Genomic DNA, 20,606 nt, shown 5'->3' with positions numbered 1-20,606 from the left:
TTAAAAATGTGTGGTTTTTATGGAGTAATAAAATTAATTTTTTAAAGATTTGATGATACATATATCTGATCTCTCATAATTGCACATGCTGTTATAAAATCATTGAGAAAAAGGAGAATGAAATGAAAGTAAAAAATATTTTATTTAGTGCAATCGTTCTAAGCAGTTTAGTCTCTACGAACCTTGTAGTACTTGCAGAAGAATCAATGTCATCGAGTTCTACTGAAACAACAGTTTCAACCCAAATCGAGGGAGTAACGGCAACGACTGAATCAGACGTATCAGAACAGACTAGCGAACCTGTAGAAAAAACAGAAGTAATTACGAATCCTCTAACTAATGGGGATGAATTAACGCATACGCATCAAGCAGACTTATCACAGTTTGAAAGCCCAGAGGTATCAGCTTTTTCTGCACGTTCTTCTGTTAATGCACAACAAGCATTTATAGATAGTATTGCAGCAAGTGCGCAAACATTGGCTAACGCAAATGATCTATATGCTTCAGTTATGATTGCACAAGCGATTGTTGAAAGTGGTTGGGGCAGAAGTACGCTATCTGCTGCTCCAAATTATAATTTGTTTGGTATCAAAGGTAGCTATAATGGACAATCTGTTACGATGCCAACTTCAGAGTTTATCAATGGGCAATGGATTACTGTAAATGCAGCTTTTCGTAAATATCCATCTTATGCAGAGTCATTACAAGATAATGTGACGGTATTGAAGACTACTTCTTTCCAACCAGGAGTCTTCTTCTATTCAGGTGCATGGAGAAGTAATACTTCTTCTTATCGAGATGCCACAGCATGGTTGACGGGCCGCTATGCTACAGCTCCTAATTATGGTTCTATTCTAAACAACGTGATTGAAACATACAATCTTACTCAGTATGACACACCTAATGTCGATACTTCACCAATGTATCGTTTGTATAATCGTAGTACTGGACAGCATTTGTATACACTAAATGTAGGTGAGAGAAACCACCTATCTACAGTTGGTTGGATCTATGAAGGAATTGCGTGGCAAGCACCAAATAGTGGGCAACCGGTGTATCGTCTATACAATCCAAATAACGGGGATCATCATTACACGATGGCTCAGTCAGAAATCAACTTTTTGACACCTCTTGGTTGGAGATATGAAGGGTTAAGTTTCTTTTCAGGTGGATCCAAACCAATTTATCGTTTGTTTAATCCAAATGAAACAATAGGAACGCACCATTATACGTTAAGTTCAGCGGAACGAGACTCATTGACACCATTGGGTTGGAGATATGAAGGTATCGGGTTCTATGCGTATTAAAACAAGATGCTACAGTTTTATAGTTGATTCCAATTAAGAAAAATTGATTGAGATGATAAATATTGCTCCTAGGTTTGTTCTTAAACCGGGAGCGATATTTTTTTTGAATAAAAAAACTTAACGCAAGTTATGAAAAAAACTTACGAAAAATTTTCATTTATGCTATGCTGTTTTTCATGAAAAGGAGTGATTGAAGTGCCAACAAATAAAAAAGAAGGAATTATTTTTACAACGATGATGTGTTTTCTGATGGTTTTAGGGATGAGTATCTATAATCTATGGTTACATAATGCGTTGCATGTATCAAACTTATTCGTAGGCCTTATACCAGGATTTATCGTGGCATTTATCTTAGATGTTTTTATCGTAGGAGTAGTCGCGAAAAAGATTGCTTTCAAATTACCTATAAATAAACAAAATAAAATGCAAATGATCCTTACGATTTCATGTCTCATGGTTTTAGGTATGGTGACATGTATGTCATTATTCGGTATTGTTATTGAACAAGGGATTCCAGAACAATTTCTTTCTGCCTATCTTACAGCTTGGAAAATGAATGTGATCATGGCGTTGCCGTTACAGTTATTATTTGTCGGTCCAGTTTCACGTGCAGTTTTGGCGACGATCCAAAAATAAATAAAGAAGTCTCTATGTTGTCGCTAGCAACTTTCAGTTAGATAGGCTAAAATGCAAGCAAGACATAAATGTGAGGCTTAGATGATGATCGAAGAATATTTTAAAGAGGTAGGTTTGACGATGGTCGAACTACCTGTTGAATGGGTAGATGAACAGTTGATTTATCGGGGGTTGATCAAGGAGCTTCCGACGATCAATGCGGAGGCTAATTCAAGGGCAAAAATGCAACAACAATTAGCAGAGACCTACCGAATCTATCGTGAACAACTTCTTCTTGAATCAGAAGAGGAAAAAGAAACTACCACAAATCTGACGAGTGAACAATTATTGCGCTATTACGATGGAGAAACATTTGATGGCTTTTCTTTATTTGATCAATTAACGGAAGAATAGTCTATCAAGGGAGAATGTACTAATAGTGTTCACTCTTTAGAAACAAGACGACATCCACGAAATTTATTTTAAAATTTTGTGGATGTCGTCTTATTTTTTTTCTTTTAATAAAGAATAATCTGATTTTTACGTAACTTTATTATGAAAGACAACTCGCACATAAAATGTTTCCCGTGAAACATTATTTACGAATTTGTCCATCTCCATAGATGATGTATTTCGTCGTTGTTAACTCATTTAGCCCCATTGGACCTCTAGCATGAAGTTTTTGTGTAGAAATACCGATTTCTGCACCAAAGCCAAAAACCGAACCATCGGTAAAGCGAGTGGACGCATTGACGTAAACAGCAGCTGCATCAACTTCATTTAAAAAGCGTTGGCTTGCTGTGTAACTGTCCGTCACGATAGCTTCGGAATGTTGTGTATTGTGACGGTTGATATGTTCGATTGCTTCGTCCAAAGAATCAACGATCTTAACCGCTAAAATATAATCCAAATATTCTGTATCCCAATCGGTTTCGTCTGCTAAGGTTGCGGTCTCTAAATAATCTAACGCGCGAGCATCTGCATGTAGAGAGACACCATGTTCAACCAGTGCTTGCTCAATAGATGGCAAGAAGAAAGGCGCGATCTCTGAATGAATCAGCAAAGTCTCGGCAGCGTTACAGACAGAAGGGCGAGATGTTTTGGCGTTCACAATGATATCCACTGCCATGGCTAATTGTGCTTCTTTATCGATATAGATATGGTTGTTGCCGGTACCCGTTTCAATGATTGGTACAGTGGCTTGCTCTTTCACACGTTTGATCAACGAAGCACCACCTCGAGGAATCAATACGTCTAAATAATCCGTTAATCGCATCAATTCCGCAGCCGTCTCATGAGAGGTATCATCCACGAATTGGATCGCGTAAGGCGAAACTTCAGCATTTTCCAATGTTTCTTGAAGTAATTCAACCAACAGTTGATTGGAATGGAAGGCTTCTTTTCCACCACGTAAAATCACTGCATTTCCTGATTTAAATGCGAGACTTGCCGCATCAGTTGTCACATTCGGACGTGATTCGTAGATCATGCCGATGACACCTAGAGGGACACGTTTCTTGCCAATCAATAAACCATCTTCGTTTTGCCACATGTGATCGACTTTTCCGATTGGGTCGTCTAGTTGCGCCACTTTAATGATTTCTTCCGCCATTGTATGGATGCGTTCTGGTGTTAGCCGTAAACGATCTTGCATTGTTTCGCTAATATTATTTTCTGTCGCTTGATCTAAGTCTTTTTGATTGGCTTCAAGAATGGCTAGTTGATTTCTCTTGATTGTTTGTGCCATTTGCAACAATAAGTCATTTTTTTGTTTAGTCGGCATCAAAGCAAGTTCTCGCGCGCCTTTTTTTGCTTGTATCCCAAGTTGGTTAAGATCAGTCATTATAAAACCTCCTTAAATAATGTGCCGATTTCTTCTCCAGCTAAAATATCAAAAATGATTGCTGGATTTTTTCCGTTTGCTAAGATCATCGGACGATTTGCTTCAAAGATCCTTAAAGCTGCTTTTAGTTTGCTTGCCATCCCACCAGTTCCGTAGGCACTACCAGCACCACCTGCTTGGGCCATCAGTTCATCGTCGATCGCGGTAACTGTTTGATACATTTCAGCGTCAGGATTGATGGTTGGATTATCCGAATAAAAACCGTCGATATCTGAAAGAATGATGAGTAGATCAGCGGCAATCAGTTTGGTAACGATCGCAGATAACTGATCATTGTCGCCAAATTTTGTGGAGTGATCTAATTCATCCACTGCGACGGTGTCATTTTCATTAACGATTGGAATGGTTCCCATTGCTAGTAGCTGTTCTAACGTATTGACAACATTTTTTCGGCTTTCAGGGTAATCGATAACATCTCGCGTCACTAAGATTTGGGCCGTTTGTTGACCATACGCACTGAACCGTTGATTATAGATATTCATCAATTCAGCTTGTCCAATTGCTGCAATCGCTTGTTGTGCGGGAATCGTATTAGGACGCTTTGCTAGATTCATCTTGTGCATCCCAACACCTACTGCACCGGAAGAGACTAAGACGATTTCTTTGCCTTGATTACGAAGGTCAGAGAGAACAAAAGCGAGTTGATCGATCGCACCCAAATTGATGTTGCCATTTGGATAGATCAACGTACTTGTTCCTACTTTGATAATGATTCGTTTTGCTTCTATTATTTCTTTTCGCATGGTGCACCTCAACTAATCTTTTTTACACAGAAATGATTTTGCTCTATTCTACTTGTTTTCAATCATAAAGTCATGTTTTAATAAACTTTTTTTCAAAAAATCAATAAATTTGTTTCTTAAATAGAGAAAGGAATTTCATGAAGAATTCGTTAACTTTGGGTATTCAGTCGCTTGGTATGTTAAAATAGAACTAGTTTACTCTGGGAGGGATTCGGTGAATAAAAGAGGTTTTGAAGTAATTACACGTTATCAGGATCAACAGATCCAATTGCCGCAAAGAGCGACTCATCACGCTGCCGGTTATGATTTTGAAGCAGCAGAAGATGTGGTGATTCCAAGTGTTTGGAAAGCCGGGTTCAAACAAGGACTAACAGCTGTATCAGATGCGCTGATCTCTGAAATGTCAGCAGAGGAAAAGAAAATCAAACCCGTTTTAGTGCCTACAGGAATCAAAGCGTATATGGGTGAGGATGAATTCTTACAATTAGCCAATCGTTCGAGCAATCCATTAAAACGTTTTTTGATTTTGACGAATGGTGTCGGCGTGATCGACAGTGACTATTATAATAACGAAGCAAATGAAGGGCATATCATGTTCCAATTCACGAATTTTGGTTTCAAAGATGTAGTGATCAAAAAAGGGGAAAGAATTGGGCAAGGAATCTTCCTACCGTTCTTAAAAGCGGACCAAGATCAAACCGCTAATGCTCGTCAAGGTGGATTTGGTTCATCCAACCAATAAGCAAAGTAGATTTAAGTTATCTTTAACTCAAGAAAAGTAAAATGAAAGACAGGTGGTACACCGAAATGGCCAAAAAAGCAAAAGTTCAATTTGTTTGTCAAAATTGTGGCTATGTGTCGCCTAAATTTTTAGGACGTTGCCCAAATTGTGGCAAATGGAATACCATGGTTGAAGAAATCGAACAAGATACAACGGACCGCAGAGTACGAACGAGTTTGACCGGAGAAAAAGCCAAGCCAACAAAAATTGCTGAGGTGGTTCCTAAGAAAGAACCACGAGTAAAGACGAAGCTAGAAGAATTGAACCGTGTTTTAGGCGGTGGTGTGGTCCCTGGCTCGATGGTTTTGATCGGTGGCGACCCTGGTATCGGAAAATCCACCTTACTCTTGCAAGTATCACAGCAACTGGCTGCTATTGGTGGAAAAGTCCTTTACGTATCGGGAGAAGAGAGTGCGGACCAAATCAAGTTGCGTGCAGAACGATTAGGTTCGATCGACACAGAGTTTTACTTGTATGCAGAGACAGATATGAATGAAATCAGTCGAGCCATCGAACAAATTTCACCTGATTATGTCATCATCGATTCGATCCAAACAATGACTCAACCTGATATTACGAGTGTCGCTGGTAGTGTTAGTCAAGTGCGAGAAACCACAGCTGAACTATTGAAAATCGCAAAAACAAACGGTATTGCTATCTTTATAGTAGGTCATGTCACGAAAGAAGGCTCGATTGCAGGTCCACGTATGTTAGAGCACATGGTTGATACGGTCTTGTATTTTGAAGGTGAGCAACATCATAGTTTTCGTATTTTGCGTGCCGTCAAAAATCGTTTTGGTTCCACCAATGAGATCGGCATTTTTGAGATGCACGCTCATGGGTTAGAAGAAGTAGCCAACCCTTCACAGATTTTCTTAGAAGAACGATTGGACGGGGCAACAGGTTCAGCAATCGTTGTCGCCATGGAAGGTACACGCCCGATCTTGGTTGAGATCCAAGCTTTAGTCACACCCACGATGTTCGGAAATGCTAAACGAACAACGACTGGTTTAGACTTTAATCGGGTGTCATTGATCATGGCAGTCTTAGAAAAACGGGCAGGATTATTGTTGCAAAATCAAGATGCTTACTTAAAAGCAGCTGGTGGGGTAAAATTAAATGAACCTGCAATCGACTTAGCGATTGCAGTCAGTATTGCGTCTAGTTACAAAGAAAAAGGAACGCAACCAACGGAGTGTTTTATTGGAGAAATCGGTCTGACTGGTGAAATCAGAAGAGTCAACCAAATTGAACAACGAGTCAAAGAAGTACAAAAATTAGGTTTTACAAAAGTATATTTACCTAAAAATAATTTAGGTGGTTGGAATATTCCAGAGGGTATCGAAGTCGTAGGTGTTGCTACACTTGATGAAACTCTTAGACGAGTATTTCGCTAAAATTAAAATGAAATGGAGGAAACAGGATGCAAAAACGTGTCATCACCTTACTGATGATCATCGTTGGTGCCAGCTTAGGGATTTCTTTTTTACCTACAGCTTGGCAGGCGATCGGTCAACAGACGAATGGATGGCTGAATAACACCTTTACCAATAGCTTGTTAGGTGCACTTATTTTCTTTCTATTATCTTTGCTATTGGCAAAACATATAACAGCAGTCATCAAGCAAATTGAAGAAAAATTAAGTGAGGTCAGCTTGACGTATCTCTTATTTGGCGCAATCGGTGCAATTATTGGCCTAACGTTGGGGGTTGTGATCTCAACGCCGCTTTACAATATTGAAATACCTTTTGTGAACAGTGTTTTACCCATCTTATTGATGGTGATCCTTGGCTATTTGGGCTTGCGAATGGGAACGACCCGCATCGAAGAATGGAAGAAAATATTTGGACCTAGAAGCAAAAAGGTGGAGCAAGAAACACCTAGTCAGGTGGAAAGTCAGTTATTAGAACGCAAATTAGATGATCATTTTCATAAATATAAAATTTTAGACACAAGCGTCATTATTGATGGACGTATTTACGATATTACAAAAACAGGATTTCTAGAAGGAACCTTGATGATCCCAAATTTCGTCCTGTATGAATTACAATATATCGCTGATTCTGGCGATAGCCTGAAGCGGGTACGTGGACGTCGCGGACTAGATATTTTGAACGCGTTACAAAAAGAAGAAGGTATTTCAGTTGAGATGTATGATGGTGATTTTGAAGACATCAGTGAAGTAGATAGTAAGCTGATCAAATTGGCAAAACTATTAGATGGTGTCATCGTGACCAATGATTATAATCTTAACAAAGTCTCTGAATTTCAAAATGTACCTGTTCTCAACATCAATGCACTTGCTAACGCAGTGAAGCCAGTCGTTATCCCTGGTGAGAATATGAATGTACTAGTGGTCAAAGCAGGTACAGAACGTCAACAAGGAGTGGCTTATCTAGATGACGGTACAATGGTGGTTGTAGAAGACGGACAACACTACATGAATGAACGGATCGAAGTCGTGGTAACGAGTGCACTACAAACAGCTGCCGGACGCATGATCTTTGCAAAACCTGCTCATGCGGGTCGAGGAATCGACAATAAGCGTGAAAATGAGAAAAAAGCGAAATAAAAACGCAATATGGTAAATATGAGGCAGTTAGACATCGTCAGATTTTTTAGAGAGATGGTTTTTGCTTCCTCAGTTTAGGTGGAGTAGGCGAGGATTGAAAAGTAGGCCAAACTATTTTTTCGATTCCCGCCTTCTTACGTAGATTTGAATGACTTTTTCATAATCTCTTTACTATTTAACGTATAAAAGGTAAAATTTGTGCTGAGTAGCTTTAAATTTCAACATTTATCGCTAAAGGAGATCCAACCCAAAACAATCTGATAAGATATTGTATTGTCAGTTGTTTTTGGCGTCTCAAAGTCTAGTTTGAAAGAAGAGGAAGAAAATGACGAAAGTACGCGTACGTTATGCACCAAGTCCAACAGGGCATTTGCATATTGGGAATGCACGAACTGCATTATTCAATTATTTATTTGCCCGTCACAATGATGGAGATTTCATTATCCGCATTGAGGACACTGACCAAAAACGAAATATTGAAGATGGCGAAAAAAGCCAATTAGAGAATCTTGCATGGTTAGGGATGGAATGGGATGAATCACCTGAAAATCCAGGTGAATACGGTCCTTACCGTCAATCTGAAAGAAAAGAAATCTACCAACCATGGATCGATCAGTTATTAGCAAGCAATCGTGCTTACAAATGCTATTGTTCAGAAGAAGAATTAGAAGCAGAACGTGAAGCGCAACGTGCGCGTGGCGAAATGCCTCACTACGCTGGGACTTGTGCGAACTTGTCACCTGAAGAACAAGCGAAAAAAGAAGCAGAAGGCATTGTACCAGTGATTCGTTTCCGTGTGCCACGCAATACAGAATATGCGTTTACCGACATGGTCAAAGGAGATATCACCTTTGAATCAGACAATATCGGTGGGGATTATGTCATCCAAAAACGCGATGGTATGCCAACCTATAACTTTGCGGTAGCTGTTGACGATCACTTAATGAAGATCACTCACGTATTACGTGGGGATGATCATATTGCGAATACACCAAAACAATTAATGATCTATGAAGCATTTGGTTGGACTGCGCCAACATTTGGGCATATGACCTTGATCATCAATTCTGAAACGGGCAAAAAATTAAGTAAACGTGATGAATCGATTTTACAATTTATCGAACAATACCGTGAATTAGGCTACTTACCAGAAGCGATGTTCAATTTTATTGCTTTACTAGGCTGGTCTCCTGTCGGTGAAGATGAATTGTTCAGTCAAGAAGAATTGATCAAAATGTTTGATCCACAGCGCTTGAGCAAATCACCAGCAGCATTTGACGCGAAAAAATTACAATGGGTGAACAACCATTACATCAAAGAAATGGATCTAGATGCATTGACAGAAATGTGTTTACCTTATTTGATCGCTGATGGTCGTGTGCAAGAAAATCCAGATGCACAAACAATCGAATGGGTGAAAAAAATTGTTCGTCTGTACCAACCACAAATGAGTTATGCAGCCGAAATCGTTGAAGTATCAACATTATTCTTTAACGAACATCCTGTATTAGATGAAGCAGCCAAAGAAGTATTAGCGGGTGAAACGGTTCCGACTGTGTTGAAAGCTTTCAAAGAACAACTTACTCAAATGGAAGCGGTAGATGCACCAACAGTCAAAGCAGCAATCAAAGCAGTACAAAAAGAAACAGGGGTAAAAGGAAAGAACCTGTTTATGCCGATTCGTGTCGCTGTTTCAGGACAAATGCATGGACCTGAATTACCAGAAACAATCGAATTGTTAGGAAAAGAAAAATCTTTAGCACATTTAAACCAAGTATTGAACTAAACACGATGAACAGAAAGAAGTAAAAAAAGAATGGTTTCAAGAGAGTCAACGGGTGGTGTAAGTTGTCAATTGTTCTTTTTTGAAATGCCTCTGGGAGTGGTCTTTGCGAAGAGGGGTTGATCAATCTCAATCCTTGAAAGTAGCGAAGAACGAATAGCAGACGTTACCTGTTAGAGATAATCATTTGATTATGAAAAAAAGTGGAACCACGCCTCATAGCGTCTTTTAATAAGGAAACTTATTAAAAGACGTTTTTTTAGTTGTCTTTCGTTGTTCTTACATACAGTCAAAAAAGGAAAGGAGAGGAAGTCGATGGAATGGTTCAAACGAGCTGTCATTGCCGTAAAGAAAAATGATCCAGCAGCGCGTACCACAGCAGAGGTCATTTTGACCTATCCTGGGCTACATGCATTATTTTGGCATCGTTTCTCCCATTATTTATATCGCCATCGTCTCTATTTGATTGCCAAAATGAATGCCCAATTTTGGCGATTCATTACGGGAATAGAGATACATCCAGGAGCGACGATCGGAACGGGTGTATTTATCGATCACGGTATGGGAATCGTTATTGGAGAAACAGCAGAAATCGAAGATGATGTCGTCTTGTTTCATGGTGTCACTTTAGGGGGGACTGGAAAAGAAACGGGGAAAAGACATCCAACCGTCAAAAAAGGCGCAATGTTGTCAGCCAATGCCCAAATCTTAGGTCCGATCACCATAGGAAAAGATGCGAAAATCGGTGCAGGCGCAGTCGTCTTAAAAGATATACCTGATGGGGCAACAGCAGTAGGGATACCAGCAAAAGTTGTCCGAATCAATGGAGAGAAAGTAGGGGATGAGAATGATAAAAATCTATAATACACTATCAAGAGAAAAAGAGACTTTTGTTCCTTTAAAAGAAGGACAAGTTTCAATGTATGTTTGCGGACCAACTGTTTATAATTATATCCACATTGGAAATGCCCGAAGTACGATTGCGTTTGACACGATTCGACGTTATTTGGAATACCGTGGATATCAAGTGAACTACGTATCGAATTTTACAGATGTGGATGATAAAATCATCAAGGCTGCCAATGAGCTTGGGATTACGGCACCTGAAGTTGCTGATCGTTTTATCAAAGCTTTTGAAGAAGATACGAAAGCATTGAATGTGCAGCCAGCAACGAGCCATCCAAGAGTAATGGATCACATGGAAGATATTCGTGTGTTCATCCAAACATTGATCGCCAAAGGTTTTGCTTATGAATCGAATGGCGATGTTTATTATCGTACACGTAAATTTACTGATTATGGTCAATTGAGTGATCAATCGATAGACGAGTTAGAGATTGGTGCAAGTCAACGTACTGGCGCAGAACAGCAACAAAAAGAAGATCCTTTAGACTTTGCCTTGTGGAAAAAAGCAAAACCAGGCGAAATTTCATGGGAATCGCCATGGGGCGAAGGACGTCCAGGGTGGCATATCGAATGTTCCGTGATGGCAACGAAACATTTAGGTGAGACAATCGATATCCATGGTGGTGGACAAGACTTGGAGTTCCCTCATCATGAGAACGAAATTGCCCAAAGTGAAGCGAAAACAGGTAAAAAATTTGCGAACTATTGGATGCACAATGGCTATGTGACGATTGGTGAAGACGATCAAAAAATGAGTAAGTCTTTAGGGAACTTTATCACTGTCCACGAAATGATCCAAGAGGTAGACCCACAAGTGTTACGCTTCTTTATGGCAACCACACAATATCGTCGACCGATCCGCTATAGTGAAGCAACGATGAAAGAAGCAGCGACAAACTTACAACGATTGAAAAATACGTTTGATAATCTACACTTCCGTTTTGAAAATGCGGTAGAAGCCCAGTCGGAAGATGAGAGACAGGTAACAGAACTGGAACAATTAGAAACACGATTCATCAAAGAGATGGACGATGATTTCAATGCGGCTAACGGCATCACAGTTGTCTATGAATTAGCAAAATGGATCAATACGTATTTGGAACAACCGACTGTCTCCAAAACGATCCTATCCAAAAGTGAGGCACTATTTACCCAATGGTTGTCGATCTTTGGTATCTTATTTACGACAGCAGAAATGTTGGATGAAGAAATCGAGCAACTGATCGAAGAACGAACACAAGCCAGAAAAAACCGAGATTTCGCTCGTAGTGATGAAATTCGGGACCAATTAAAAGAAAAAGGTATCTTGTTAGATGACACTCCACAAGGTACTCGTTGGAGAAGAGAAGCATGAGAGATCATACACAACTAAATGGTTTAGCACTTGCTTATGTTGGAGATGCTATCTACGAAATCTATATTCGAGATTACTTGATTGAAAAAGGTGAAACAAAGCCGAATAAACTGCACCGAGCAGCGACACACTATGTTTCGGCAAAGGCACAAGCTTTTTTGATCCAACAAATGTTGCAAGAAAACCTGTTAACAGAAAATGAAGAACTTTACTATCGCAGGGGTAGAAATGCCAAAAGCCATACGAGTGCAAAAAATGCGGATATTACCACTTATCGCGTTGCAACAGGGTTTGAAGCCTTGATGGGCTACTTACATCTAACAAAACAAACCGAACGTATGGAAGAATTGATCAATTGGTGTATTGAGAAAGTAGGTGAAACCCATGAGGAAAGAAAATAAAGAACGTAATTATCAAAAACGAAACAAAAAAGATTCTCAACGTTTTACAAAAGGCAATGAGAAACGTAGTGCCAAGAAGGAAACAGTTTATGTTGGTCAAGAGGACACAACGAGTGAAGACAATTTTGTATTTGGTCATCATGCGACAGTCGAAGCTTTGCAACAAGGTCGTGGAAATAAATTGTTCCTCCAAGAAGATTCACGGGGCGACAAGGTTGAAGAGTTGAAAAATATTGCTCGAGAACAATCGGTGCCGGTCAAGTGGGTCCCTAAGCAGAAATTAGACCTACTGAGTGATCGTGGTGTTCATCAAGGGGTGGTATTGGCCATCACGCCTTATGAATATCTGACGTTGGATCAACTATTGGAACAGGCGAAGAGCAAAACGGAAACACCCTTTTTCTTGATCTTGGACAGTATCGAAGATCCTCACAATTTTGGTTCGATTTTACGAACGGCAGATGCCAGTGGGGTGGATGGTGTCATCATTCCTAAACATCGCGCAGTCGGAATCACGCCAATCGTGACGAAAACATCGACAGGCGCCGTTGAACACGTGCCAGTGGCTCGTGTGACAAACTTAGTTCAAACTGTCCAGCAGCTAAAAGAGCAACAATTTTGGGTATTCGGAACGGATATGGAAGGAACGAATTTCCAATCATGGAATGCAAAAGGATCGATAGCGTTAGTGATCGGTAACGAAGGTCGTGGCATGAGTGCAGGCTTGAAGAAAGAAATGGATGAGCTATTGACGATCCCTATGGTCGGTCATGTTCAAAGCTTGAACGCGAGTGTTGCGGCTGGACTACTGATGTATCAGGCTTTTTCTCAGCGTCAGGGGGGATAAGGCATGAAGAAGCAGCTGTTGATCGTCGATGGCTATAATATGATCGGTTCTTGGCCGGAATTAGTGGCACTGAAAAAGCAAGATAAAATGGCGGATGCCAGAGAAGCCTTGTTGCATCGTTTATCGAATTATGCAAAATATGAAGGTATTGAAGTAATCGTCGTCTTTGATGCACAATTAGTTCCAGGTATCCAACAAAATTATCGAAAATACCAATTAGAAGTCGTGTTCACAAAAGAGGATGAAACGGCAGATACGTATATCGAGCGGATCGCTGGAGAGTTGAATACTCGTTTGACGCAAGTGACTGTCGCAACGAGTGACTTAGCAGAACAATGGGTGATTTTTTCACAAGGTGCCTTACGAACTTCCGCGTACGAATTATATAAAACAATCAAAAAAACAGAAAAAAATATTACCCAAGATAATATAAATATGCGTTTTATTGATTTTCGACGAAATTCTCCGTGGAATGAAGAACAATTAGAAAAATTGTCCCAAAAATTGGACGATTTAATGAGAAAAGAAAAATAACAGCCAGATACGATTAGTTATTCAATGAATTGATGGTAAGATTCCTCCATAATCGAAAGTTATGGAGGAATTATTTTATGTCCGAGGAGTTATTGTGCGCCGCCCGTAATGGAGATGAAGAAGCATTTTCTATGCTGTATCAAAAATATTTCCCGTTATTATTACGGTTGAAAAATATTTATTATCTAAGGAATTATGTAAGTGAAGATTGGGAACAAGAAGCAAGGATTGCTCTATATCAAGCACTTAAAACGTACGAAAATAATAAAGGTGTCAGTTTTGGGAGTTATTACAAAAGTATTATCAGTAACCAAATCTACTCTTTATTGCGTAAGCAAAACGCGCTAAAACGTCGAGACCAAAAAAATGAAATTTCTATTGAACAAAAAATAGCGACAGAAGGACCAGATTTTTTAGCCGAGATCACCATCCAAGAACCTGTTGCGATGCAACAATTACTATTAAAAGAAGCTTTCGAGGACTGCGATATCAAATTCTCATCAAAAGAGGCAAAAATCTTTCAACATTACATGCAAGGCAATGATTTTAGCGAGATGGAGAGAGAATTATCAATGGATCTGAAGCAAATAAAAAGCGCTTACGGTCGAGTGAAATATAAGATAAAAAAACATCTGAAAGATTATAATGAGTGATTTTTTATAGCATTACTAATGTTTTTCTTACTTATTTCTATTGCATTTCTTTTTTTGATATGGTAAACTTGAAAAATTTTACTATATATGGTATGATAGTAATTGAGGTGAATTGTATGCCACTAACTTTAGCTACAATCAAAAAAGATTTAGAAGGTCGTATCGGCAGCCAAATCATGTTGGTTGCACAGACCGGAAGAAAGCGTCAAACGGAACGCCGAGGCGTTTTAACAGAAACCTATCCTTCAGTCTTTGTCGTAGACTTGGATCCTGAAGAAAATTCATTTGAACGAGTATCTTACAGTTATTCGGATGTACTTACTCGAACAGTTGAGATCGAATTTTTAACTGAAGCAGTTTAAAAAGCAAGCGGACCTAGATTATACATGAGGTTCGTTTGCTTTTTTGTATCTAACTCGTTATGCTATTAGCAAGAAAGAACGGAGGTCCTGATGATGAAGCATTATGTAAAAAAATTTGCAGAACTAACAACAGCAGAATTTTATGCAATCGTGAAAGAGCGAATCGCCGTATTTGTTGTTGAACAAAATTGTCCTTACCAAGAAGTCGATGAGATCGATGAAATCGCATGGCATACTTATTTTAAAGATGAAGATGGTACGATTTTGGCATATACACGTATTTATGCAGAAGAAGACACAGTTCATTTTGGACGAGTCTTGGTCAATCAGGCGCATCGCAAGTCAGGTTTAGGACAAAAAATCGTGGCACAAACATTAGCGGCGATCGAAGCCAATGCACCTGGACGTCCGATCGTGATCGGGGCACAAGAATATCTACAATCATTTTATGAATCCTTTGGTTTTCAGGCAATCTCAGAAGTATATTTAGAAGATGGAATCCCCCACTTAGACATGAGAAAACAAGCATAAAAAAAACAGAAGAATTTCCTTCTGTTTTTTTTATCTCACGCTTTAGGATCCGTGCTCTCAGAAGTTGCTTGGGCAGTTGGGCGTGCATTATTTTCAGCTGTTTGTTGTGCCAATAGATCGCGAATATCACTAAGATAATCTTCCGCAGTGGGTTTGTCTTCCACCACTTCTTCTTCTTTTGGTCGTAATTTTTTCGCATGATTGGCTGCTTTGACCACTAGGAATAGAACAAAACCAGTAATGACAAATGTAATAATTGCACTAATAACATTCCCAAAAGAAAAGGTGACCCCTTTCGCAGGTGACCAATCAAGAACAGACAATGCACCATCCAAATCAGAGGTACCTGTGATCATTGCAACGACCCAACCAATTAAGGGAGTAATCAGACCTTGAACGATTTGATTCACAATGCCCGTAAAAGCACTACCGATCACTACACCGACAGCTAGATCTAGCACATCGCCTCGCATGATAAATTCTTTAAATTCTTTGATCATTGTTTTTCTCCTTTCTTGTTAATCCTAGTATATCGAAGAATAAAAAAATGTAAAAACAACACGCTTAATAATATCCCCACACGTTCGTTCAATCACTTGTATGCTATACTAGAAAGTGACTTTTAAAAAAATTGGACAAAAAAAGAGAACTTTTATGTCGTTGAAACAACAACGATCATCGCTAAGAGATCCAAGGATCATGACAAAAAGGAGTAGTTATTTATGGCCTATCAATTGACAGAAGGTGTCAACCTTCATGTGCTACCAACCAAACAATTTAAAACGATCCGTATTTTTGTACGGTTCACCACAGCCTTAGAAAAAGACATCGTCACCAAACGTTCATTACTGAGTAGTTTATTAGAGACGAATAGCTTGAACTATCCGGATCAGACACAATTAAGTGCAAAATTAGCTGATTTGTATGGAGCTGGTTTCGGTTTTTCTGTCCGGAAAAAAGGCAATCTACATTGGATGAATGCCGGAATCAGTTTCGTCAATGGTGCGTATGTCAATGACAGCACGATTTTGACAAATGCCGTTTCCTTTTTAAAAGAGGTATTATTCTTCCCTAACATCAAAAATCAAACATTTGATCAAGCCACATTTGATTTAGAGAAAAATAACTTAAAGCAATATTTGGAAAGCTTAAATGAAGATAAGCAAACAATGGCTTCATTAGCATTACAAGAATTATATTTTGAACAGTCAGATGCACAAAAAATCCCAAGTATGGGGTCCGTTGAAGAACTCGAAAATATCACATCAAGTGCCTTAGCAGAATATTATGCACGTATGATCAAAGAAGACCAAGTGGATATTTTTGTAGTGGGTGATATCGAAGAAACAATGGCAATCGAAGCGTTAAAAGAGCTTCCTTTCACTGAGCGAAAAGTGGTACGACCAGAAATCTTTTATCAACAAACACAAAACAACGTGATCAAGGAACGACAAATCCAAGAACCAGTGGTGCAAGCCAAACTGAACCTAGCCTATCAAACCAATGTTTATTACGATCAACCAGAACGTTTTTCATTGATGGTCTTCAATGGCTTATTCGGAGGCTTCCCTCACTCCAAACTTTTCATGAATGTACGTGAAAAAGAAAGCTTAGCTTATTATGCGTCTAGCAACGTTGATACTTTTCGTGGGTTATTGACTGTACAAACAGGCATTGAGACCAAAAATCGTAATCAAGTCTTGCACTTGATCCATCAACAACTGGCAAGTTTACAAAATGGCGAAGTCACTGAATTGGAGCTTGAACAAACCAAGGCAATGTTACGTAATCACTATTTGTTGTCTTTGGATTCGCCACAAGCTGCAATCGAATCCGCTTATTTAGCACACTGGCTTCCTGATACTGAACTATCGGACGAGGAATGGTTGGCTCGCATGGAACGTGTAACGATCGAAGATATTCAAGAAGTAGCAAACCAAATCGAATTACAAGCAATCTTCTTTTTAGCTGGAGGTGAAGAGAATGCATAAAGCAGAGTATAGCCAAATCAATGAAACACTGTATCACGAAGTCTTACCGAATGGTTTGACGGTTTACTTGTTACCAAAAAACGATTATCACAAAACTTATGGTTTATTCAGTACGAATTATGGATCGATCGACAATGAATTTATTCCTTATGGTGCAACGGAAAAAGTGAAAGTTCCTGATGGGATCGCGCATTTCTTGGAACATAAGTTATTTGAAAAAGAAGAAGGCGATGTGTTCCAATTGTTTGGTCAACAAGGAGCATCAGCGAATGCGTTCACGAGCTTCACAAAAACCAGCTATTTATTTTCAACGACAGATCAAGTAGAAAAAAATCTTTTGACCCTACTTGATTTTGTTCAAGCGCCTTATTTTACTGAAGAAACAGTCAATAAAGAAAAAGGGATCATTGGTCAAGAAATCCAGATGTATGAAGACGATCCGAATTGGCGGTTATTCTTTGGTATCTTAAACAATCTATACCCCAATCATCCATTACACATTGATATTGCAGGAACGGTGGAAAGTATTGCTGACATCACAGCAGAGGATCTATATACTTGCTATCGCACCTTTTATCAACCAAGCAATATGGTGTTATTTGTAGTTGGTAATTTGGAACCAGAACAGTTGATGGAGCAAATTCGCCACAATCAAGCTGCCAAAGAATTTCCACCCGCTCAAAAAATCGAACGATTCTTTCCCGAAAATCAAGCAGATGTTCTGCCGATAAGTACCTTAGAAGCAGCGATCACACGAGAAAAATTTGTGTTAGGGATCAAAGGAATCGATGTGTTACCTGAAAATGGGAGAGAATTGCTCAGATATAAAACAGCGATTCGTTTGTTACTACAATTACTTTTAGGCCCAACTGCACAAAACTATTTAGCCCTTTACAACGAAGGAATTATTGATGATAGTTTTGGCTTTGAGTTTAGTTTAGATCGTGAATTTCATTTTGCTGACTTCAGTGGCGATTCGGACCAACCAAAACTAGCAGTAAAAAAAATAAAAGAGATTCTATTGAACTTTGAACATGACGAAGGAATCACAGAAGAAAACTTGATCTTATTGAAAAAGAAAATGTTAGGGCAGTATTTCCAATCATTGAACTCCATCGAATACATCGCCAATCAATTTACACAAAGTCTATTTGGTGACCAAACATTGTTTGATCTGCCAGAAATCATTGAATCAATCCAGATGACGGATCTTCTTCAAGTAGGACGCTCTTTTATCAATGCTGACGTGTTTAGTGAATTTTATATGCAGCCAAAAAAGTGAAACAGTAAAAAAACTCTGAATTTATTGGACATACTCGCTGTTTCGTCATGCTTTTTGTAAGAATAAAAGAAAGTTTTAAATTTCACTTTAAAACAGATGAAATGTTATCCAAAGTAAGTTCGCTTTGTGGTATTCTTAAGTAGATTGAGTGCAAGATTGATCAATATAGAGGGAACACTATACATTGAGCATGAATAAAGCAAAAATTCAATGAGAAGCAGTCAGAAAAAATGGTCGATCCTCAGTAGAGAAAGCACCTTCTGACTAGAATACACAGACTGGAGAAGATGAACGAGTGGCTTTTGAAACCATCGGGGAAAAATTACGGCAAGCCCGTTTAAACAAAAAAATATCATTAGATGAATTACAACAAATGACGAAGATCCAAAAACGTTACTTGGAATCGATCGATCAAAATGAATTTGATCAATTGCCAGGTAAATTTTATGTTCGTGCATTTATTCGTCAATATGCAGAAGCTGTTGGTGAAGATGGTGATTATTTAGTGGATGTTTTTGATGGGAAAAAATCTTTCGCAGATGAGACCATCAAAAAACGACCAGAACCAGAAACAGTGAGTGGTTCAAGAAAAGCCATGCACGAAGAAGAAAAGAATCTAACAAAATTCTGGACAAGTCTGCCAGTGATTTTATTAGGATTAGTCGCTGTAGCAATCATCACAGTAGTGGCATATATGTCATGGCAAGACCGTCAATCGGAGCCGATCATTGGTGGAACAGCTTCAACGGTATCTGTCGATGGTTCGATCACGGAAGAAGAACCGGAGTCAAGTGAATCAACGGTTGAATCGACCGTGGAATCGACAACAAAATCAACAGAAGAAGAGAAAAAAATGACCATCACACCGGGACAAGACACAGGAAGTGCGCTTTCAATCGAGGTAAAAGATGCGAAAAAACCGATCACATTGGAATTTACAGCAAGTGAACGTGTCTGGATTGGTGTCCAATTGAACAATACGTTTGATTATCACTATCAAGAAACCTTGGTTGCCAATGATACAAAAACAACAGAACTTCCAGAAAATACGACAAATGCAATGATCACACTTGGAGCAGCGAGTAATGCAACGGTCAAATTAAATGGTGAAGAACTGCCTATCAACGCAGGTCCAAATAATACGAGCCTGAAGAATATTTCGCTTTCCTTGCAGTATGCAGAATAACTAGTTTAAACATCAACCGTGTAAAAGAGAGCCGGAATCTTGTGTTGGGCTCTCTTTTCTTGTTTAGATAGTAGGTTATAATTTAGTGAAAGATTTGTTTAGCAATTGAGAGACTATTGGTGGAAACTTTTGCTGGACTGACGTAAAATAGGAAAGAAAGGAGTCGTTCTTGTGAATTTACCAAATCAATTAACTGTACTTAGAATCTGTATGATTCCAGTGTTTATTTTAGTCGTCGGCCTTCCGTTAGATTGGGGGCAATTAACGGTAGGAACAACGTCATTAGCGATCACTCAGCTAGTAGGTGCCATCATTTTTGCTTTAGCAAGTGTGACGGATTGGCTAGATGGGAAAATTGCTCGCTCCAGAGGATTAGTGACGAACTTCGGAAAATTTGCTGATCCATTAGCAGACAAAATGTTAGTTATGACAGCTTTTATCATGTTGGTAGGTCAAGGAAAAGCGCCAGCATGGGTGATTGCGATCATCGTTTGTCGTGAGTTGGCTGTAACAGGGTTACGATTATTGCTTGTCGAGGATGGGGAAGTCATGGCAGCTGCTTGGCCTGGAAAAGTAAAAACAGCTACTCAAATGATTGCGATCATTTTATTATTCATCAATAATATCCCATTCAACTTGATCAATGTACCCCTTGATCAAATCATGTTATACGCTTGTCTGATTTTTACCATCTATTCAGGTGTCGATTACTTTATCAAGAATCGTGGCGTATTCAAAGGATCCATGTAACATCATCGAATCACTTAGTTCTTATCAGAAACAGATCGGTTGTTCCCGGTCTGTTTTTTTTTGGAAAAAAGACGCACCAGCAAGAATAAAATGAGCAAGGAAAAA

22 protein-coding genes and 1 other annotated feature are annotated in these 20,606 nt (G+C 39.1%); of the genes, 19 read left to right on the top strand and 3 right to left on the bottom strand.

From position 1 onward, the window contains the following. The first annotated feature begins 122 nt into the window (after positions 1-122). From IGJ14_RS13460 to IGJ14_RS13450, 3 genes are all read left to right on the top strand, one after another. Positions 123-1,307: a glycoside hydrolase family 73 protein gene (locus IGJ14_RS13460; RefSeq protein ID WP_019723029.1), complete on the top strand. Its 1,185-nt coding sequence runs from the start codon at positions 123-125 to the stop codon at positions 1,305-1,307. Positions 1,308-1,502: 195 nt separating this feature from the next. Then, on the top strand, positions 1,503-1,943 hold the full coding sequence (locus IGJ14_RS13455; RefSeq protein WP_019723030.1) for a DUF2798 domain-containing protein: 441 nt from the start codon (positions 1,503-1,505) through the stop codon (positions 1,941-1,943). A gap of 84 nt (positions 1,944-2,027) precedes the next feature. Then, on the top strand, positions 2,028-2,336 hold the full coding sequence (locus IGJ14_RS13450; RefSeq protein ID WP_029594010.1) for a hypothetical protein: 309 nt from the start codon (positions 2,028-2,030) through the stop codon (positions 2,334-2,336). 181 nt (positions 2,337-2,517) lie between these two features. On the opposite strand, the gene IGJ14_RS13445 is transcribed toward IGJ14_RS13450, so the two are convergent. After that, the gene (locus tag IGJ14_RS13445; RefSeq protein ID WP_019723032.1) at positions 2,518-3,765 is read right to left on the bottom strand and encodes a glutamate-5-semialdehyde dehydrogenase; all 1,248 of its coding nucleotides are present in this window, start codon (positions 3,763-3,765) and stop codon (positions 2,518-2,520) included. Further along, positions 3,765-4,568 (bottom strand): glutamate 5-kinase, encoded by an 804-nt coding sequence (proB, locus tag IGJ14_RS13440; protein ID WP_019723033.1) that lies wholly within the window; start codon positions 4,566-4,568, stop codon positions 3,765-3,767. The genes IGJ14_RS13445 and proB overlap by 1 nt, the downstream gene beginning before the upstream one ends. 214 nt (positions 4,569-4,782) lie before the next feature. Here proB and IGJ14_RS13435 point away from each other — a divergent pair, with 214 nt between their 5' ends. The 12 genes from IGJ14_RS13435 to IGJ14_RS13380 all read left to right on the top strand — a co-directional run bounded on the left by IGJ14_RS13435 (position 4,783) and on the right by IGJ14_RS13380 (position 15,292). Continuing rightward, entirely contained in the window at positions 4,783-5,310 is a 528-nt protein-coding gene (locus IGJ14_RS13435) for a dUTP diphosphatase (RefSeq protein ID WP_010734058.1), read from the top strand. A gap of 65 nt (positions 5,311-5,375) precedes the next feature. Further along, the gene (gene radA, locus IGJ14_RS13430) at positions 5,376-6,746 is read left to right on the top strand and encodes a DNA repair protein RadA (RefSeq protein ID WP_019723034.1); all 1,371 of its coding nucleotides are present in this window, start codon (positions 5,376-5,378) and stop codon (positions 6,744-6,746) included. Between the two features lie 26 nt (positions 6,747-6,772). Then, positions 6,773-7,921: a PIN/TRAM domain-containing protein gene (locus IGJ14_RS13425; RefSeq protein ID WP_019723035.1), complete on the top strand. Its 1,149-nt coding sequence runs from the start codon at positions 6,773-6,775 to the stop codon at positions 7,919-7,921. A gap of 325 nt (positions 7,922-8,246) precedes the next feature. Beyond that, positions 8,247-9,707 carry a glutamate--tRNA ligase gene (gene gltX, locus IGJ14_RS13420; protein WP_019723036.1) on the top strand — a complete coding sequence of 487 codons (1,461 nt, stop codon included), beginning with the start codon at positions 8,247-8,249 and terminating at the stop codon, positions 9,705-9,707. Then, positions 9,704-9,936: a binding site (T-box leader), on the top strand. Its footprint overlaps the gene before it by 4 nt. Before the next feature lie 83 nt (positions 9,937-10,019). Further along, the gene (gene epsC, locus IGJ14_RS13415; RefSeq protein ID WP_010734062.1) at positions 10,020-10,568 is read left to right on the top strand and encodes a serine O-acetyltransferase EpsC; all 549 of its coding nucleotides are present in this window, start codon (positions 10,020-10,022) and stop codon (positions 10,566-10,568) included. Continuing rightward, positions 10,552-11,964, top strand: a complete 1,413-nt coding sequence (cysS, locus tag IGJ14_RS13410) for a cysteine--tRNA ligase (protein ID WP_195339457.1) — start codon at positions 10,552-10,554, stop codon at positions 11,962-11,964. Before epsC ends, cysS begins: the two co-directional genes overlap by 17 nt. Then, complete coding sequence (locus IGJ14_RS13405; protein WP_010734064.1) at positions 11,961-12,365, top strand: Mini-ribonuclease 3; 405 nt, start codon at positions 11,961-11,963, stop codon at positions 12,363-12,365. Before cysS ends, IGJ14_RS13405 begins: the two co-directional genes overlap by 4 nt. Further along, positions 12,349-13,212, top strand: a complete 864-nt coding sequence (rlmB, locus tag IGJ14_RS13400; protein ID WP_066025867.1) for a 23S rRNA (guanosine(2251)-2'-O)-methyltransferase RlmB — start codon at positions 12,349-12,351, stop codon at positions 13,210-13,212. The genes IGJ14_RS13405 and rlmB overlap by 17 nt, the downstream gene beginning before the upstream one ends. Before the next feature lie 3 nt (positions 13,213-13,215). Next, on the top strand, positions 13,216-13,746 hold the full coding sequence (locus IGJ14_RS13395) for an NYN domain-containing protein (RefSeq protein WP_019724412.1): 531 nt from the start codon (positions 13,216-13,218) through the stop codon (positions 13,744-13,746). Positions 13,747-13,823: 77 nt separating this feature from the next. Beyond that, positions 13,824-14,399 carry a sigma-70 family RNA polymerase sigma factor gene (locus IGJ14_RS13390; RefSeq protein ID WP_019724411.1) on the top strand — a complete coding sequence of 192 codons (576 nt, stop codon included), beginning with the start codon at positions 13,824-13,826 and terminating at the stop codon, positions 14,397-14,399. 116 nt (positions 14,400-14,515) lie between these two features. Further along, positions 14,516-14,761, top strand: coding sequence for a Veg family protein (locus IGJ14_RS13385; RefSeq protein ID WP_010734068.1), 246 nt, complete (start codon positions 14,516-14,518; stop codon positions 14,759-14,761). A 93-nt stretch (positions 14,762-14,854) separates the two neighbouring features. Beyond that, on the top strand, positions 14,855-15,292 hold the full coding sequence (locus tag IGJ14_RS13380) for a GNAT family N-acetyltransferase (protein WP_023520523.1): 438 nt from the start codon (positions 14,855-14,857) through the stop codon (positions 15,290-15,292). 35 nt (positions 15,293-15,327) lie between these two features. Here the strand turns inward: IGJ14_RS13380 and mscL are convergent, their stop codons facing one another. Beyond that, positions 15,328-15,792 (bottom strand): large conductance mechanosensitive channel protein MscL, encoded by a 465-nt coding sequence (mscL, locus tag IGJ14_RS13375; RefSeq protein ID WP_019723892.1) that lies wholly within the window; start codon positions 15,790-15,792, stop codon positions 15,328-15,330. A gap of 222 nt (positions 15,793-16,014) precedes the next feature. On the opposite strand from mscL, the gene yfmF reads away from it, so the two are divergent. From yfmF to pgsA, 4 genes are all read left to right on the top strand, one after another. Continuing rightward, positions 16,015-17,283, top strand: a complete 1,269-nt coding sequence (yfmF, locus tag IGJ14_RS13370; protein WP_019723893.1) for an EF-P 5-aminopentanol modification-associated protein YfmF — start codon at positions 16,015-16,017, stop codon at positions 17,281-17,283. Further along, positions 17,276-18,565, top strand: coding sequence for an EF-P 5-aminopentanol modification-associated protein YfmH (gene yfmH, locus IGJ14_RS13365; protein ID WP_019723894.1), 1,290 nt, complete (start codon positions 17,276-17,278; stop codon positions 18,563-18,565). Before yfmF ends, yfmH begins: the two co-directional genes overlap by 8 nt. A 295-nt stretch (positions 18,566-18,860) precedes the next feature. Then, the gene (locus tag IGJ14_RS13360; RefSeq protein WP_019723895.1) at positions 18,861-19,751 is read left to right on the top strand and encodes a helix-turn-helix domain-containing protein; all 891 of its coding nucleotides are present in this window, start codon (positions 18,861-18,863) and stop codon (positions 19,749-19,751) included. 171 nt (positions 19,752-19,922) lie between these two features. Then, positions 19,923-20,501, top strand: a complete 579-nt coding sequence (gene pgsA, locus IGJ14_RS13355) for a CDP-diacylglycerol--glycerol-3-phosphate 3-phosphatidyltransferase (protein WP_019723896.1) — start codon at positions 19,923-19,925, stop codon at positions 20,499-20,501. The last annotated feature ends 105 nt before the right edge of the window (positions 20,502-20,606 follow it).

Source organism: Enterococcus sp. DIV1304_2, assembly GCF_050555445.1.
Lineage (GTDB): Bacteria > Bacillota > Bacilli > Lactobacillales > Enterococcaceae > Enterococcus_B > Enterococcus_B pernyi.
The sequence above is the reverse complement of the archived record's forward strand: the minus strand, read 5'-3'. Positions and strand labels throughout refer to the sequence as shown.

Excerpts from the sequence above, each read along its gene's own strand:
- gltX (WP_019723036.1), top strand. The coding sequence starts at position 8,247 with ATGACGAAAGTACGCGTACGTTATGCACCAAGTCCAACAGGGCATTTG.
- IGJ14_RS13390 (WP_019724411.1), top strand. The coding sequence starts at position 13,824 with ATGTCCGAGGAGTTATTGTGCGCCGCCCGTAATGGAGATGAAGAAGCA.
- IGJ14_RS13385 (WP_010734068.1), top strand. The coding sequence starts at position 14,516 with ATGCCACTAACTTTAGCTACAATCAAAAAAGATTTAGAAGGTCGTATC.
- IGJ14_RS13405 (WP_010734064.1), top strand. The coding sequence starts at position 11,961 with ATGAGAGATCATACACAACTAAATGGTTTAGCACTTGCTTATGTTGGA.
- mscL (WP_019723892.1), bottom strand. The coding sequence starts at position 15,792 with ATGATCAAAGAATTTAAAGAATTTATCATGCGAGGCGATGTGCTAGAT.
- IGJ14_RS13445 (WP_019723032.1), bottom strand. The coding sequence starts at position 3,765 with ATGACTGATCTTAACCAACTTGGGATACAAGCAAAAAAAGGCGCGCGA.
- proB (WP_019723033.1), bottom strand. The coding sequence starts at position 4,568 with ATGCGAAAAGAAATAATAGAAGCAAAACGAATCATTATCAAAGTAGGA.
- yfmF (WP_019723893.1), top strand. The coding sequence starts at position 16,015 with ATGGCCTATCAATTGACAGAAGGTGTCAACCTTCATGTGCTACCAACC.
- IGJ14_RS13450 (WP_029594010.1), top strand. The coding sequence starts at position 2,028 with ATGATCGAAGAATATTTTAAAGAGGTAGGTTTGACGATGGTCGAACTA.
- cysS (WP_195339457.1), top strand. The coding sequence starts at position 10,552 with ATGATAAAAATCTATAATACACTATCAAGAGAAAAAGAGACTTTTGTT.
- epsC (WP_010734062.1), top strand. The coding sequence starts at position 10,020 with ATGGAATGGTTCAAACGAGCTGTCATTGCCGTAAAGAAAAATGATCCA.
- rlmB (WP_066025867.1), top strand. The coding sequence starts at position 12,349 with ATGAGGAAAGAAAATAAAGAACGTAATTATCAAAAACGAAACAAAAAA.
- IGJ14_RS13425 (WP_019723035.1), top strand. The coding sequence starts at position 6,773 with ATGCAAAAACGTGTCATCACCTTACTGATGATCATCGTTGGTGCCAGC.
- IGJ14_RS13460 (WP_019723029.1), top strand. The coding sequence starts at position 123 with ATGAAAGTAAAAAATATTTTATTTAGTGCAATCGTTCTAAGCAGTTTA.
- yfmH (WP_019723894.1), top strand. The coding sequence starts at position 17,276 with ATGCATAAAGCAGAGTATAGCCAAATCAATGAAACACTGTATCACGAA.
- IGJ14_RS13395 (WP_019724412.1), top strand. The coding sequence starts at position 13,216 with ATGAAGAAGCAGCTGTTGATCGTCGATGGCTATAATATGATCGGTTCT.
- radA (WP_019723034.1), top strand. The coding sequence starts at position 5,376 with ATGGCCAAAAAAGCAAAAGTTCAATTTGTTTGTCAAAATTGTGGCTAT.
- IGJ14_RS13380 (WP_023520523.1), top strand. The coding sequence starts at position 14,855 with ATGAAGCATTATGTAAAAAAATTTGCAGAACTAACAACAGCAGAATTT.